Origin of the sequence: Anoxybacillus thermarum (assembly GCF_000836725.1) — a bacterium.
Classification (GTDB): domain Bacteria; phylum Bacillota; class Bacilli; order Bacillales; family Anoxybacillaceae; genus Anoxybacillus; species Anoxybacillus thermarum.
In genome coordinates this window covers 1-16,259 of record NZ_JXTH01000056.1, presented here as the reverse complement: position 1 = coordinate 16,259, position 16,259 = coordinate 1, and the positions used below count along the sequence as shown (strand labels likewise).

The window sequence follows — 16,259 nt, the reverse complement described above, 5'->3', positions numbered from 1 at the left end:
CTCCAAAAGGGCCGCCAACAAGACAGCGAACACCTTTTGAAGAGTTCTGACTAATTGTTCCTCCAGCTCTTTTAATAAAGGCCATTCTGTGGTAAAATGTTTCATGGACTCTCTCCCTCCTGTTTTATTGATGTTGGTCATCACCATCATAGCAGGGAGAGAGTCCTTTTTGCATGACATTTGCTTTTTTCTACCGCGCTTCGCTTGGTGGCCCCGACGAGCGTCGCGAACAAAAGTTCGCAACCCTCGTCGGGGAATCATTCCTGAATGTCACCCACAAATATTTTACTCACACCATTACATAAAAAAAGAGAACGTTTCGTTTTAAACGAAACGTTCGTCCGCAGGAAAGACGATGCCTGTTTGTTTTCTTGCTTCTTCCATAATCTTTATCGTTGCGAGTGAACGAGCGTGTGAGTTGATCGTTGATTCCTTTTCTCCTCGTTCGATGAGCGTCATAAATTCAAGTGCCTCGTAGTACATCGGCTCATGCGGTTGCGGAACGCTTATATCTTCTTTACGCCCGTCGCGGTAATGAATATGCACGAGCGTTGGGGTATGAATCGTGTCAATCACGATTGTTCCTTCTTCCCCTTGAATTTCGGCAGGAGTATAAGAGTTTGCGATTTTTGAATACATAACAACCGCATCCATCCCACCGTAATCGAGTATAATGCTTCCTTCTCCATCTACTCCAGACGATAAGCGGACGCTATGCGCCTGAATCGATTTCGGTTCGCCAAATAACACAACGAGCGGATATAAACAATATACGCCAAGATCCATTAATGCGCCGCTTGAAAAGTCAGGATGAAAGGCGTTGGCGATCGTTCCTTGCTTAAACGCATCGTAGCGCGAAGAATATTGGCAATAACTTGCGACGTAACGACGAATGCGCCCGATTTTCGGCAAATGGTGTTGAATGGTTTGAAAGTTTGGCAAGCACGTTGTTTTCATCGCTTCCATCAGCACGACATCGTTTTTTCTTGCTGTTTCGATCATCGTTTCTACTTCTTTGACGTTAGAAGCGAGCGGCTTTTCACATATGACATGTTTGCCGTGATTCATAAGCACGATCGCTTGTTCGGCATGAAACGCGTTTGGGCTTGCGATATATACGGCATCAATACTTTCACTTGCGGCAAGCTCGTGTAAATTAGTAAACGTTTGCGTGGCGCCTGTTTTTTCGGCAAACGCATCTGCCGTTTCTTTTTGGCGAGAATATACAGCTTGTAAATGAAATGACGGAACCTGTTTGGCGGCGCGAATAAACGCCTCTGTAATCCAGTTTGTTCCGATTGTCGCAAAGCGAATCATTCGTTTTCTCTCCCTTTGATGTATGTCCAACCGTCTTGTTGGTACACTTTGTTTTCTTTCATTAATCGTCCGATCGCTCGTTTAAAGGCAGCTTTACTCATATGGAAGCGCGCTTGAATATCTTCGGGGTCGCTTTTGTCGCTATATGGCATCGCGCCGCCGCGGCTTTCGAGATAACGATAAATCGTTTCAGCATCCGTTTGTAAGCTTTCTTGTTTACGAGGAAGCAGTGATACGTTCATCGTTCCATTTTCTTTCACCGCGATGACGCGCCCTTCGACAAGTTCGCCAAGGCGCGGCTCTCGTCTTCTTTGTGATTCATGAATAAATCCGAGATAGCCAACGTCTGTGATGAGGAAAGAGCCAGCTTTAATGAGGCGGTAAATGCGCCCGCGCACGTTTGTATTAAACGCAGAAGGTGGCGCAGGAACGCTCATTTGTTTCATCGTTTCTTCATCTGCCAGTTTAGCAAGCAGCCGCCCTCGTTTGTCCACTTGGAGTGAACAGTACAATTGGTCTCCTTTTTCAGGCCAAAGCGTCAAAAGTGACGGTAAGTCGTCAATCGACAATAATATATCTTTTTCAATGCCGATATGAACGAAAACGCCTAATTGCGGCACAACATCGACGACTTCCACCCAACCGTATGACGATGTTGTAATAATCGGTTTTTTCATTGTCGCACGCATGCGTCCGTCGTGATCATGATATAAAAATACATGCACATCTTCCCCAATGTGTAATTCGTCTTCACATTGACTTTCATGAAGCAACGCCGTTTCTTTTCCGTCAGTGACGATGTAACCGAACGGTTTTTGTTCTTTTACTTTCCATGTTACGATTTGTCCAATCATGTATCTCTTCCTTTTTTGTAAGTAGTTTATCCATTATTGTACATGATTAAAATGAAAGAGACAAAGGATGTATCTTGTTCCAGTTTGGCGTGATACAATAAAGGAAAAGAGATTGAGGTGAAGACGATGAATAAAGTAGCCCGAAATGTGTTATGTCCGTGCGGAAGCGGGAAAAAGTATAAACATTGTTGCGGGAATAATGTCATTTCCATTCATAAGCTCGTCGATCAAGAAGTGGAACAGCATATGCACGATTTCATTCGCTATGCCGCTTTCGAACACGAGTCCTTTTTATACCAACATACAAAATCATACATAAATCAAAAAGAACGGGATGAAGATGTGCTCATGATTTTCCGATTTTTTATTAGTGTGTGGGTCATGTTTTTTAAAAAAGATATGCGCGGCATGACCATTCTCGATTACTACTTAAGTACGATTCGGAAACATCACGTCCGCCCATCTGTGCTGTCTATTTTGGCATCTTGGAAAGAAGCGTTTCCGTCATTTGTGCAAATCGATCATATGGACGGTTCGTTTGCGTTCGGAACAGATCTCGTCATAGGTGAAACGAAACAAATTAAATTGTTAGATGAACATATTGATTACGATCTCGAAGTGGGACAAGTGATAACAGGCATTTTCGTTCCACATGGGCAATATAACACTTGTTTTTCAACATTTTTCCCGATTCCGATCGTGTTATCGAATGCTGTAAGACATGTCGTACAAGAGCATTGGGAGCAATGTAACAACGACCGTCAACAATGGATAGAGCAATATCCATATATTTTTCAACAGTCGTTATCGATTTCATTCATTGATACGGAGGAGTTGTCGCCGAAGCACCAAGAAGTATTAACGATACTTGAACAAAAAGCAAACATTGGCGATCGAAGCGTTCTTGATACCGCACGTATCATATGGCGCCAATATTGCCGCGCAAAAAATCCGAACATTCGCAAGCCGGAAGTGTATGCGGCTGCTTTGCATTACCTTCTTATAGAAACCGTTTTGGAAGAAGAATGGATGTCACAAAAACAGCTAGCGGAAATGTACGGCATATCAGTAAGCACGCTTTCGAAACGCATGGATGATTTATATATCGCTCTTGAAGATTTAGATGTACTTTTGGAAGAGCAGATCGACGCATTAGCCGAAGCGCTTGGGGGAGATGACGAATGGGACGAGTGGAGTGATGACGATTGGGATGAATGGGGTGACGATTGGGACGATGAAGATATATTTGAAGTATGTGAAGATTGCGATGAAGAGGAGTAAAGGGAGCGCGCGGCTCCCTTTTTTATATGAGATCGATGCCTTCTAAAATCATGCTGGCGAAAAAGCCGCTAATGTGGTGAAGTGCTTCGAGCACGGCTTTCGGATCGGCGTGAAAAAAGTCTTTCATCATCGGCTGATTTTGTTCGTGAATGAAGGCGAAAATGAAATCTGTTTTGATGCGATTGCTTAGCAGTACAGGGCAATAGCTTAACTCGAGTTTTCTTTTCATGTTCTCCTCGCCTTTTGTGTTGCTAAAATGTTTCCAATACACGTCACGCAACGTTGGCAATTGTTCTTGAATTTTTTCATGCGCATCCGTTAGCCAAGCTTGTACAGCTTCAGCAGGTGGAAATTGTTTATTTAATAAAATAAGCTCAAATATTTTTTGTAAGGCAAAACTCGATTCCGTAGCAAAGGCGACATTCGTTAAAAGCAAATTCACATATTCTTCTTCATTTTTCGTTTCTAAACGCATGTTCATGAAAATTTCTAATATTTCTGAGTGTACTTTCGTTTTCGTCCAGTCTTTTGTCAGTTGCTGTACAAGTGCCATGACTGTCCGATTGACCGTATCATTTGTCCATTTTTCCATTGTGTACACAATCCTTTCTTTTGCGTGTATGTATACCATTAGTTTACCAATGTTATGCCGAAGAAGAAATAGTCAATGTCATAGTCATGTGATATCATTAATAATGTTGTCGAACAATTGAATTGGAGGAGCGTTTTGTATGTCGTTTCAAACGGTTCATATACTTGGAGTCCCGTTTGTGCGCGCAACGATGGATGACATGGTTGCCATCGTTCATGAGCGCGTCAAACAACAAAAGCCGTGCTTTATCGTCACGGCCAATCCTGAAATTGTGATGAAAGCAAAAGAAGAACCAACATATATGGCAACGATTCAACAAGCAGATTATGTCGTTGCCGATGGGATTGGAGTTGTCAAAGCGGCCGAACTGCTTGGCACCCCTTTGCCTGAGCGCGTCGCCGGGTACGATTTATTATGCCGGTGCTTGCAGCTTGCAAATGAACACGAATATCGTGTATATATGATCGGCGCAAAAGAAGAAGTAGTTCAAGCAGCTGCGCAACATATTCGTACCCACTATCCAAACGTTCGTTTAGTCGGCGTGCGCAACGGTTACTTTGATTGGAATGACAAAACGATTGTCGAAGAAGTGAAGCAAGCGCAACCAGATTTCGTTTTTGTTGCATTAGGAATGGGAAAACAAGAGCAATGGATTGCGGAACATATAGAGACGGTAGGACGAGGTATATGGATGGGAGTTGGCGGAAGTTTTGACGTGCTTGCCGGGGTGGTCAAACGTGCTCCTGAACTATGGATTCGCCTTCATTTAGAGTGGCTATATCGTTTATTGAAGCAGCCGACGCGGGCGAAACGGATGCTTGCGTTGCCGCGGTTTGCGTGGACGATTTTAAAGCAAAAGGTTGTCGGAAAATGAGCCAGTCGTTTGTCAAAGGGACGATCATTTTAACGATTGGGACGATCATTTCAAAAGTGCTTGGCAGCATTTTTCGTATTCCGCTGCAAAATATTGCAGGAGATAAAGTGCTCGGCATTTTTAGTCTCGTTTATCCGCTCTATATGGTCGCTTTAATTTTATCCGTTGCCGGTATTCCGATTGCCGTATCGAAGTTAATTTCCGAAGCGCGCGCTCGCCAAAAAGAAGAAGAGGTGGCGCGACTTGTACAAACCGCAAGCTTATTAGCATTTAGCTTCGGTGTGCTCAGTTTTTCACTCCTTGCAGGCGGTTCATTTTGGATTGCGAAGGCGCTTGGCGGTTCAGAAGCGCGATTAGCCATTGTTGTCGTTTCAACGACGCTGCTCATCTCGCCGTATATGGCGGTATATCGCGGATTTTTCCAAGGCCTTGAAAATATGAAACCGACCGCAGCTTCACAAGTGCTAGAACAATTCGTGCGCGTCGCTTTCATTTTACTTGTTGCTTTTTATATGGTTCAAGCTGCATATCGTGATGATATCGTTGCCGGGGGAATCATGATCGGCTCGCCGCTCGGTGCCTTAGCAAGTCTCATCTATTTGCGTATATTATATGCCCGTTCCCCTAACCGTCCGAAGCGCGTGAAGCTTTCGCGCGTGCAATGGGTACAGACAAGCAAAACGATTTTAAAATTATCTATCCCGATTGCGTTTGGGGCGCTTGCGATGCCATTTTTAAATTTAGTTGATTCGCTTTCTGTCCCGATCGCCCTTCGTTGGTACGGAACAGCAGAGGGAGAGACGAGCTATTTATTTGGATTGTATAGCCGCGGAACAGCGCTTGTGCAAATTGCGACAGTGTTTTCATCTTCGCTCGTGCTTCCGCTTATTCCTTTATTAAGTAAACAAATGGCAAAAGGGGAAGCCAGTTTAGCACAGCAAACCGTTCAAAAATCGTTTGACTTATCACATTTTTTATCGTGGCCGATTGCAGCCGGCTTAGCTGGGTTGACCGTCCCTTTAAACATCGCGCTATTTACAAATAACGAAGGAAGCGCGACAATGGCGGTCGTATTAGCAAGTTCCGTATTTACGTCGCTTGCTTTGCTTGGAACAGGCATTTTGCAAGGGATTGGTGAGCCAAAACGAGCGGCAGCCATCATTTTAATCGGCTGTATCGTGAAATGGGGAACAAACGCCTTATTCGTTTCATTATACGGCTTAATTGGTGCCGGTATTTCGACATTGATTACATATGGGTTTATTACATGGGCGAATCATATGGCGATTCGTCGGCGCGTTTCGCTCGCTTTTTGGAGCCGAAAAGTCGTCGTGTATGTCGCTGCTTCTGTTGTGATGGGAGTCGGTTTATTTTTCATTTCTCCAACGTGGGGACGACTCGCCTCCCTCGGTTACGTCACAGCTGCGACGGTCGCAGGCGGTTTATTTTACCTTGGGGTTGTGCTCGCATTTGGTGGTGTGACGCTTCAACAGTTTCGCCAATGGTTGAATCAAACAAAGAAGGGATGAATGATGTGAAAAAGTGGTTGTTGTTCATTATAGCCATTTCGCTTCTCCTTGTTGCCCCAGCGATTGGCAAGCGGCATGAGGCAGAGTGGAACAATCGAACGTATGAAATCATTATGCCATACGATGAAGTGGAAGCGTGGTTGCAAGAAGATGAAGAACAAGTATGGAAGCAACTAAAAGAAGCGGGGCTAACAACGGTGAGCGTGGAAGCAGAAACGCTTGATTCACTTGAAAAGTCCGGACGTGTGTTGCTATTTAAAATGGGGGAATGGAAACAGGCACTTGTGTTAGCAGATGAACATGTTGTGACGCCAGCGCGTGGCATCGTCGTTTATCCGCTCGACGATACGTTTCCTACGGCTACATCGTTACAAGCAACGTTTGGAGATGACGTAAAAGCTGTCGAAGTAAACGGAAAAACGTACTATATGATTGAAGGAAATGCGAAAAAAATCGAGCGTGTTCCCCTTGGATATGACGAAACGAAAATTTCTGACCTCATGACACGTCGTTTCATGGTCGTGCTTCGCATTCCAGATGCGCGCGATATGAATGAAGCGAGTGCACGTGTCCTTCAACAAGTAGAAACGTTAAAAAACGAACACATATCGAAACTGTTACCGACAGGGGAAGAAGTTGCTGGTTATCCGTCTGATGTTGAAAAATGGGGAAAAAGATGGAACGAAGCAGGGTATGCGTTATTTTCAACGGAGTTTTACGAAGCGAAAGGATTGACGACATTAGCGAAAGCGATGAATGTGCACGTCGTTCGTCTGCATAGTTTAAATTTAGAGCAGCGTAAACCAGATGAAGCAGTAGATGTGGCGGTTCGCGCAGTAAAAGAACGAAATATTCGCGCCTTATTTATTCGTCCGTATACGTCATTAGATGACCAGCAAAATATTGAAAAAACGATCACGGTAATGAAACAAATTGTTCAACATATGCCAAATCACTATACGCTAGGCAACAGCGAACCGTTCGCACCGCTTGAACGTTCCTATATAGCGACGATCGGATTTATTGTCGGGGCAGCTGCTTTCGTGTTTCTCGCTGTTCGTTCTCTTGTATCACCGATCATTGCGCTGCTTGCGTCAGGTGGAGCGTTCGTTTTAGGCATTGCAGGTACGGTGTTAGCCATTGATTTCGCTTTAAAAGCGCTAGCGCTGCTTGTAGCGATTGTCACGCCTATTTATGCAGCGAAGCCGTCTTCCGTTCGGGAAGGATGGCGCGGAACGATTACCGCATACGGCCGCGCGATTGCTATTTCGTTTGTTGGGATAAGCTGGATTGTGACGATGTTGTACGGAAATGAATATATGGCTTATGTCGGTGAAGGATTTCGCGGGGTGAAACTCGTTTACGTCGTGCCTCTTGTGGCAATGATTTTACTCGTATTACCGTCGATCATCGGACAACCACTTATACCGTTTTTTAAAAAACTATGGAAGCAGCCGATTACGATTGGACACGTTGTGCTTAGCATGTTTATTTTCGCTTTGCTTGCGTACTACGTCTTGCGCTCCGGAAATACGGGAACTGCAAGTGCGCTTGAGCTAGCGGCGAGGCAAAAACTTGAAGAATGGTTGTACGTACGTCCGCGCACGAAAGAGTTTTTGCTCGGTTTTCCAGCGTACTTGCTTGCGTTATTTGTCATAAATAAGCAAAAAAAGCTGGGGTCTATTCTCCTTATCGTTGGAACGATCGGATGGCTATCTATTATCAATACATTTACACATTTGCATATCCCATTATTTATTTCGTTTATTCGCACGATATATAGTCTTGGGCTTGGATTCGTCATTGGCATCGTGCTTATTTACGTATATGAGTGGGCATGGAAAAAGGTGATAAGATGAACATCGTGTTATCCGGATATTACGGTTTTCATAACGTCGGTGATGAGGCGATTTTATATGCGATTATTCAAGCGCTCCGTGCGCATGATCCAAATGTGCAAGTGACCGTGCTTTCCAACGATCCTGCCTTTACAGAAAAAACGTATGGCGTTCATGCGGTGAACCGTTGGAGCGTTGGTGATATCGTTCAAGCTCTTCGTCATAGTGACGGTTTAATTAGCGGCGGTGGAAGTTTGCTTCAAGATCAAACCGGATGGCGCAGCATCCCGTACTATACAGGAATTATGCAAATTGCGAAATGGTTAGGCAAACCGGTCATGGTTTATGCACAAGGCATGGGTCCTGTCAACAAAAAGCAAAACCAATGGCTCATGAAATGGACGCTTAATCAAGTCGATCGTCTAACGGTGCGCGACGAGCCGTCCGCAAAACTATTAAAGACGTTAGGGATCACAAAGCCGATCACCGTCGTGCCTGATCCAGTGATGGGGCTACAGCCACCGACAACGCCGACCGTTTGGTGGCAACAACAGTCGTTCACGCGTCCTGTCATCGCTGTTTCTGTACGCGATTGGGCACGTGGTCGCGATTTTGAAAGAAAAATGGCGATTGCGCTTGACCGTTCTGTCCAAGCAGGTTTTGACGTCGTATTCATCCCGATGCACGGACGTCATGATGATGAAACGTCGCGGCGTGTGTTGGGAGTGATGAAAGAGCATGCCATCGTTGCTCCTTATGACGCAAGTATTGGGGAAAAAATGGCGATGATTGCAAGTGCGCACTTGCTTGTCGGGATGCGCTTGCACGCATTAATTTTTGCCGCTGTCGGTCAGACGCCGTTTATCGCTTTATCGTACGATCCGAAAATTGATGCGTTTGCCGAGCAAGCGAATCAACCGGTGTTCGCTCACGTGGAAGATGATCACTGGGACGGCGAAGCACTATTTTCCTATATTCAACAATGTATGAATAAACGAGAAGAGCGAAAAGAAGCAATGGTTTATGCCGTTGCACCGCTTCAACAAGTCGCGCAACAAACCGCGGCAGAAGCGCTCGCTTTGTTCCGAGAGAAAAAATAGGTCGAATGACCTATTTTTTATTTTTGTTATATAATTTTTATGAATCGTCTGATAAAATAGAAAACAATATGTATATATTGTTTTCGTAAGGAGCGTGAATGCGCCGATGTTTACGTTAGGAAAAAAGCTATTGAATGGCTTGCCTTTTAGTAAAAAGTTTATGTTGCTCGCGACAATTTTTATGTTCACCCTTTTTTCAATAAGTGTCTTGTACGTTCGGTTATTGACCGATAAGGCGACGCTGCTTGAAAAAGAAAAGCAAGGAGTGGCATACATCGCCCCGATGATTGATGCGATGTATAGTTTACAAAAACATCGCGAATATACGACGACCGTTCTTCTCGGACATGGGAAAGAAGAAAAAGTGGCAGAGGCGCAAGCGATGTTGAAAAAATCAATGCAAACGTTACAAAGCGTACATAAAGAGCAAAAAGCAAACTTTATTGAGGAAGAGAAATGGAAGCAGTTGTTGCAGCAAATGCAAGATGTGCAAGACAATTGGAAAATGTACACGGCAAGCGAGGCGGTGAAGCGTCATAACGCTCTCGTCTACGATTTGCATCAATTGTTGCTTCATGTGGCTAGCCGTTCGAATGTGTCGCTCGATAACGATATGAACAATCATTATTTAGCCCGTCTATTTGTTGAGCACGTGCCATTTCTTACGGAAACGATCGGAAGGGCGCAGTCGTTTGTGGCAGAGCTGACGTTAAAAAGCGAATTGTATGAAATTGAACGTTCAAAAATGACATATTGGATAAACGTATTAGAAACGTCCATGCAAACGATCAGCCGAGCAACCGCTCCGCTTTTTGCTGACGATGAAAAGATGCGCAAAAAAGTGCAACAATATAACGACATCATCTCAACAGATTTATTAAGCATGACAAGCTTACTTCAACGCGAATTTTTGCAAACGAATCGCATTTCGTTCACATCGGTTGACTTATATGAAAAAACGAATCATGCGCATGAACAGCTATATGAGTTGGCTCGCTTTTCATTACATGCGTTTCAAACGCATTTAGATGGTGAATATCAGGCGGTGACGATTGAGAAATGGGCGACGATCGCATTAGGGGCTTTTGCTGTTTCAGTTGTCATTTACTTGTTTATCGCTTTTTACATGGCGGTGCGTGAACAAATTACAGCGATTGAGCAGGCAAGCAAACAAGCGGCGGGCGGAGATTTAACGGTGCAAATGTCCGTCTCATCAAACGATGAATTTGCGCATATTGCCCAGTCATTTCAATCGCTCGTCGCTTCATTCCGATCAATGATTAGTGCAAACCAACAATTGACGTATGACGTATCCGCATCCGCCCATGAGTTGACTGCGATTACGGAAGAAGCAGCGCAAGCGATGGAACAAGTCGGGGCGACGATGGAAGAAGTCGCCGCTGGATCGAGCAAGCAACGCATGTGGGCGCAGCAAAATGTCGAGGCGGTTCATACGCTTGTTGACGATACAAACTACATTTTATCTCGTTCACAAGAAGCAGCAGACGCGGCGCGAGCAATGACAAATGAAGCCGAAAAAGGAACAGCGGCGATGGATAAAATGATTGCACAAATGAAAACGATGAACGATTTTATTACGCAATCGAGCGAATGGATTCAATCGTTGCATCAACGCTCTGCTGACATTGCCCAAATGGCGACGATGATTACAAACATTGCTGAACAAACGAACTTGCTTGCGTTAAATGCCGCCATTGAAGCCGCGCGCGCAGGCGAGCACGGTCGCGGATTTGCCGTTGTCGCAGACGAAGTAAGAAATCTTGCGGAACAATCGTCTTTATCTGCAAAGCAAATACGCGAACTATTGCAAGAAGTACAAACGGATACATCACAATCGGTTCAAGCGATGCAACATGTTCGGCAAGAGTCCGAAAAAAGCATGACGATCGCACACGAAGCGGACGAAACGTTTAATCGCATTCACCAAACGACAAATCATGTGATGACACAAATGGACGATGTCGCTCAAAAAATTGCGGTGATGACAAATGCGTTTGATGAACTGGCGATGACGATGAAAGAGACCGAAGCGATCGCACAAGAAGCAGAACAGCAAACACAAACGGCAGCAGCTGCACACGAACAATTGCTTTCTGCTGTTCAAGAAATTGCTGCAAACGTGCAAACGTTAAGCGACAAGGCGCAACATTTAGCCGAAAAAGGAAAGCAATTTACCGTTTAGTCCCGGATATTTCTCCGGGATTTTTGTTGTTAAAATTATGAAAATTCATTATAATAAATGCGAACATATATTTGTGAGGGGGAGTTTGGATGGAACGGATGGAAGAATACATTATTATGGAGGAAACGGCTGCGCTCGTGCCGCAATATGATGAATACGGTCGGCTTGGCACAATCGTTTATGAGCTGTACGACACGTACAAAGTGGACCAGTCGCCGAAACAAATTATGCAACAAAGCTGCCGCTATTATGGAAGTACGTATGAAGGAAAAGTACAAGCAGCAAAACATATTCTCGGCATTCGGCAAATGGCTCCCGTCTCCGTTTGTGAAGCGCTTCGGCTTTACTTCTTTCCAACATGTTCTCCTGACAGCGACCGATGCGTATGGATTGCTCAATCTCACATCAAGACGATACAACCGCATGGGAAAAAGAAAACGAAAGTCGTTTTAAAAAATAATAAACAATTAATTGTTGATATACAAAAAGGAACGATGGAAGGGAAGATGTATAAAACGGCGATGTTAATTTTCATTTTACAACAAAGAATATTGAATAACTATGAAAAATAGTGTATAATATTTCAATTGAGAAAAGAGGAAAACGATGCGGACGTTACGAGGACATCATTTATTATGTGTACACGGGTTTCAAGGAATGGGGTATAGTGAATCGTTCGTCAAAAAAATGAGCGAAATTGTCGATGATATACGAAACGACGAGTACGATTTTCCGATTCGCGTCATCGCCGCCCTCGATGAAGCATGTGATGCATGCCCGCATCATGGGGTGGATCGCTGTGAAGCAGATGAAGCGTCGAACGATCATGTGTTGGCAATGGATCGACGTGTGCTCAACCAGCTACAGCTGAAAGAACGAGGCGTATATATGAAATCGGAGCTGATCGAACGAACGAAACGAATGGTTGAACCGAATGATTTAGACGTGCTTTGTGAAGGGTGTTCATGGCTGTCGTATGGCGTTTGTAAAGAAGGAATACGAAAATTAAAAAACTTTTCTGACAAAAACGAATAAAGTTGTGCTATGATTATGAAATAAAAATAGAAAGAAAGGGTTATTGCATATGAAAGTAGCAAAATTCGGGGGAAGTTCTGTTGCGAATGCAGCACAATTTCAAAAAGTAGCAAACATCGTCACATCGGATACAGCGCGCAAATTTGTCGTCGTCTCTGCGCCGGGAAAACGGTTTAAAGACGACACAAAAATGACGGATTTGTTAATTACATTGGCGAAAAAAGTCATCGAAAATGACATATACGAAGGGGTGCTCGCCCAAGTCGTTGCGCGCTATGATGAAATTGTAACTGACTTACAGTTGTCGCGCGATATTTTAGATGTCATTTCCGCCCATTTACAACAACTCATCGATACATATCATGATCAGCCAGAACGTTTACTCGATGCGTTAAAAGCGAGCGGGGAAGATAACAATGCAAAACTGATGGCGCATTATCTCCGCCAGCTCGGATATGAGGCGCATTACGTCAGTCCGAAAGACGCAGGCATTTTCGTCACAGACGAACCGGGCAATGCGCAAGTGTTACCTGAGTCATACGAACAGCTCGCCAAATTAAATGAGCGAAGCGGCATTTTAATTATTCCAGGCTTTTTCGGCTACTCCCGTTCAGGTCATATCGTCACATTCCCGCGCGGCGGCTCGGATATTACAGGTTCGATCGTGGCGGCAGGTGTTGGAGCGGAGCTGTATGAAAACTTTACAGACGTTGATTCCATTTATTGCGTCAACCCGTCCATTGTGGAACATCCGTGCCAATTAAAAGAGTTGACGTATCGTGAAATGCGCGAATTGTCGTACGCTGGGTTTTCCGTTTTTCACGATGAAGCGCTTGAACCTGTATATCGCCGTGGTATTCCAGTATGTGTGAAAAATACGAACAATCCAGAAGCGAAAGGAACGATGATCGTCGCAACGAGAGACCATCGTGAACGCCCGGTCGCAGGCATCGCCAGCGATACAGGATTTTGCAGCATTAACGTCAGCAAATATTTAATGAACCGCGAAATCGGATTTGGACGCCGTCTATTACAAATTTTAGAAGACGAAGGCATTTCATATGAACATACGCCATCAGGCATTGACAACATGTCTGTCATTTTACGTGAAGAACAATTAGCTGGCGACGTCGAACGCCGCGTATTAGATCGCATCGTAAACGAATTGCATGTCGATGAAGTGTCGATCGAACGCGATTTGGCGCTTATTATGGTCGTCGGGGAAGGAATGGAGCGCAGCGTCGGTATTGCCGCAAAAGCAACAGCGGCTTTCGCACGGGCGAACGTCAACATCGAAATGATTAACCAAGGTTCATCGGAAGTCAGCATGATGTTTGGTGTGAAAGCCGATGCGGTAGAAAAAGCGGTGCGTGCACTATATGAAGTATATTTTTAATCGTATAAAAATGGAATAATCGAACAAAATAACCATAGCACACATAGGGGAGGAAAAAAGATGCGCGTGCTATGGTTATTTCTTTTTTTATTCGCCACACCAGTGCAAGCAGCGACATATGAAGAAGCGGTAAAACAGTATGTACAAGACATCGGGTGGACGATGGAAGATTTGAGGCGTTATTTGGCGAAATGGAATATGACGATTCACGATTTTTCATCGCTTGACGCGTTAAAAAAGCAGCTCGGTACCCCGATTACGCCTGAACGTCTCGATGCGTTGTTGTTACGGTACGATATGACGAAAGAAGAAGCGGAAGCGCTTCTCGGGCAGTTCGGCGAACAGCTGCAACACTATACGTTCGTCGAAGATTTAGATTATGCACTATCGTTTTACCGCGATCGTTATGATGCGATGCAAGCGATGACAGATATGTTAGCGACGATTGGACTAACGGAGGATGAAATTCGCCGTCTATTTGAACGTACCCCTCCATCTGCAAAACAAACATTTGAACGTCTCGACGAACAAATACAAACGCTCGTCCTGCGCGATCCATCTGTACCGTTAACAAAACAAGAGCGAGAAACAGTGCTCCGCTTTTGGAACGAATGGCTTTCGCTTTATCGGCTTCAAGCAAAAGTATATGAAGTCAATGAACAAGGACGAACCCCGATTTCGTTTGAACAATTACAAACCGTTCATGCCCCTGTCGTGATGGAATGGTACGATGAGAAAGGAAATTTTGTTGCGGATGTGTACATTCCGCGCGAACGAATGAATGAAAGTACGTTTATTGATGTAAGCGAACAACTCGCACATATCGGCAAGATGGCGCTCGATTTAGAAAGCGGCTTGCTCGTTGCGCGCATGCCAAAAACAGCTTCTTCTTACGGACTGAACATCGTCATCGGCGTCTGCTTTTTGTTAGGGAGTTTCGTGTTATGGAAGAGGGGAAAACGATGCGAGTCGTTGCGATAGCGTTGTTTCTTTTTGGGGCATCTTTCATTTGGGCAAATGCGCTCGGTTGGCATCGGGCGTATGAAGCGGTGCAACAAAGCGGGCAACCTCTCAATCAACAAGAGGATGCGATCGGGACGCTTTTCATTCCGAAACGAAACATATATATGCCGATTTACGAAGGGATGGAACAATTGGACAAGGGAGTAGCACATGATGAACGAAGCGCGCTCCCAGGAAAGGGAAACCATACCATTTTAGCAGGGCATCGCGATACGGTATTTCGCCAGCTCGGTGACATTCAATTAGGCGATGAGCTGATCGTGCGGACGAACGACAAAACGTGGACGTATATCGTGCAACATATTCGCATCGTTCGTCCTGACGATCAAACAGTGCTCGTTCCAAAGGCGCATCCGACGTTGACGTTAATTACATGCTATCCGTTTCGGTGGATCGGGGATGCTCCGAAACGGTATGTCGTTGTGGCGAAACGGAAACGTTAGCCTCTTTTTGTATGCATTTGTTGTTTGAATTGTTGTAGAAGCGTTTCGCCGTGCAAGCCACGTTGGACTAAATCTTCTAACACGACTTCAGCTAAATTGGAGCGTTTCACAATCGTTGCATCCATTAATACACTTATTCGTTCCCCCATCATTGTCACCGAACGGACGGTGGCACGTATATGGGCAGGATCGTTCGTTGTTCGTGAAATGGTGGCGAGCGCATCGAACGATTCGCCTTTTTCCTTTAATGAGGTGAAAAGCTTGTAATATGTTTGATCCATATATGCTTCGACAAGCCAGCGTTTATTTTCATCTTCTTTATTAATCATTAAACCGTCAATGAGCGGAATGTTTTGTTTTTGCTCGTGTAATAGTGTAAGGGCGACAAGCTTAAATGTTTTCACAAAACCACCTCGCAACAGTAGTTATTTCCATTATATCATACGAACAACAGACAACAAAAAAAGAAAAGAAAAAGGAGTCAGTCAAGACTTTGTGGAGAACATTTTTTCGGTTCACTACGGGTGTTGTCAATCACTAGTTAGCGAACCATTTTCAGGAATTGATATCGTAAGCGCTTTTGGACTCTCATCCCTCATCTTGAAGTGATGATATTGTATTCCATTTTTTTACACCCAACCAAAATCCCGAAGCGCCGACAACGCTTGATGGATCGGCGTCCCGGATGACCGCTGCAGACACGGTAGATTCTGACGCACCACATCTGCCCACAACCGTCCTGCCTTCCGTTTGGCCTGTTCAACCCGCTTGGAC

The 16,259-nt window shown here is 44.6% G+C and carries 15 protein-coding genes and 1 pseudogene; 11 read left to right on the top strand and 5 right to left on the bottom strand.

Annotation, left to right across the window (positions count from 1 at the left end):
* Positions 1-324: 324 nt before the first annotated feature.
* Complete coding sequence (locus LH47_RS11775) at positions 325-1,317, bottom strand: Gfo/Idh/MocA family protein (RefSeq protein WP_043967760.1); 993 nt, start codon at positions 1,315-1,317, stop codon at positions 325-327.
* Complete coding sequence (locus tag LH47_RS11770) at positions 1,314-2,171, bottom strand: CvfB family protein (RefSeq protein ID WP_043967757.1); 858 nt, start codon at positions 2,169-2,171, stop codon at positions 1,314-1,316. The genes LH47_RS11775 and LH47_RS11770 overlap by 4 nt, the downstream gene beginning before the upstream one ends.
* A gap of 126 nt (positions 2,172-2,297) precedes the next feature.
* On the opposite strand from LH47_RS11770, the gene LH47_RS11765 reads away from it, so the two are divergent.
* Positions 2,298-3,452, top strand: a complete 1,155-nt coding sequence (locus tag LH47_RS11765) for a cyclin family protein (protein ID WP_043967755.1) — start codon at positions 2,298-2,300, stop codon at positions 3,450-3,452.
* 22 nt (positions 3,453-3,474) lie between these two features.
* Here LH47_RS11765 and LH47_RS11760 read toward each other — a convergent pair whose 3' ends face one another.
* Positions 3,475-4,044: a hypothetical protein gene (locus LH47_RS11760; RefSeq protein WP_235341122.1), complete on the bottom strand. Its 570-nt coding sequence runs from the start codon at positions 4,042-4,044 to the stop codon at positions 3,475-3,477.
* A gap of 139 nt (positions 4,045-4,183) precedes the next feature.
* On the opposite strand from LH47_RS11760, the gene LH47_RS11755 reads away from it, so the two are divergent.
* From LH47_RS11755 to LH47_RS11710, 10 genes are all read left to right on the top strand, one after another.
* Entirely contained in the window at positions 4,184-4,918 is a 735-nt protein-coding gene (locus LH47_RS11755) for a WecB/TagA/CpsF family glycosyltransferase (RefSeq protein WP_043967752.1), read from the top strand.
* On the top strand, positions 4,915-6,447 hold the full coding sequence (locus LH47_RS11750) for a putative polysaccharide biosynthesis protein (RefSeq protein ID WP_043967750.1): 1,533 nt from the start codon (positions 4,915-4,917) through the stop codon (positions 6,445-6,447). Before LH47_RS11755 ends, LH47_RS11750 begins: the two co-directional genes overlap by 4 nt.
* Positions 6,420-8,306 (top strand): DUF5693 family protein, encoded by a 1,887-nt coding sequence (locus LH47_RS11745; protein ID WP_043967747.1) that lies wholly within the window; start codon positions 6,420-6,422, stop codon positions 8,304-8,306. The genes LH47_RS11750 and LH47_RS11745 overlap by 28 nt, the downstream gene beginning before the upstream one ends.
* On the top strand, positions 8,303-9,385 hold the full coding sequence (gene csaB, locus LH47_RS11740) for a polysaccharide pyruvyl transferase CsaB (protein ID WP_043967745.1): 1,083 nt from the start codon (positions 8,303-8,305) through the stop codon (positions 9,383-9,385). Before LH47_RS11745 ends, csaB begins: the two co-directional genes overlap by 4 nt.
* Before the next feature lie 94 nt (positions 9,386-9,479).
* A complete protein-coding gene (locus LH47_RS11735; protein ID WP_043967743.1) occupies positions 9,480-11,588 on the top strand; it encodes a methyl-accepting chemotaxis protein in 2,109 nt (702 codons plus the stop codon).
* Positions 11,589-11,677: 89 nt separating this feature from the next.
* Positions 11,678-12,160: a competence protein ComK gene (locus tag LH47_RS11730; protein WP_043967741.1), complete on the top strand. Its 483-nt coding sequence runs from the start codon at positions 11,678-11,680 to the stop codon at positions 12,158-12,160.
* Positions 12,161-12,194: 34 nt separating this feature from the next.
* The gene (locus LH47_RS11725) at positions 12,195-12,623 is read left to right on the top strand and encodes a DUF1284 domain-containing protein (RefSeq protein WP_043967739.1); all 429 of its coding nucleotides are present in this window, start codon (positions 12,195-12,197) and stop codon (positions 12,621-12,623) included.
* A gap of 49 nt (positions 12,624-12,672) precedes the next feature.
* Positions 12,673-14,019 carry an aspartate kinase gene (locus LH47_RS11720; RefSeq protein WP_043967737.1) on the top strand — a complete coding sequence of 449 codons (1,347 nt, stop codon included), beginning with the start codon at positions 12,673-12,675 and terminating at the stop codon, positions 14,017-14,019.
* A 60-nt stretch (positions 14,020-14,079) separates the two neighbouring features.
* A complete protein-coding gene (locus tag LH47_RS11715; RefSeq protein ID WP_043967735.1) occupies positions 14,080-15,000 on the top strand; it encodes a processed acidic surface protein in 921 nt (306 codons plus the stop codon).
* A complete protein-coding gene (locus tag LH47_RS11710; RefSeq protein WP_043967732.1) occupies positions 14,982-15,485 on the top strand; it encodes a class D sortase in 504 nt (167 codons plus the stop codon). The genes LH47_RS11715 and LH47_RS11710 overlap by 19 nt, the downstream gene beginning before the upstream one ends.
* On the opposite strand, the gene LH47_RS11705 is transcribed toward LH47_RS11710, so the two are convergent.
* Both LH47_RS11705 and LH47_RS15400 read right to left on the bottom strand, forming a co-directional pair.
* A complete protein-coding gene (locus LH47_RS11705; RefSeq protein ID WP_043967730.1) occupies positions 15,482-15,889 on the bottom strand; it encodes a YwpF-like family protein in 408 nt (135 codons plus the stop codon). The genes LH47_RS11710 and LH47_RS11705 overlap by 4 nt on opposite strands.
* Positions 15,890-16,114: 225 nt before the next feature.
* Positions 16,115-16,259, bottom strand: a pseudogene (locus LH47_RS15400) (UPF0236 family protein); the annotation flags it as partial.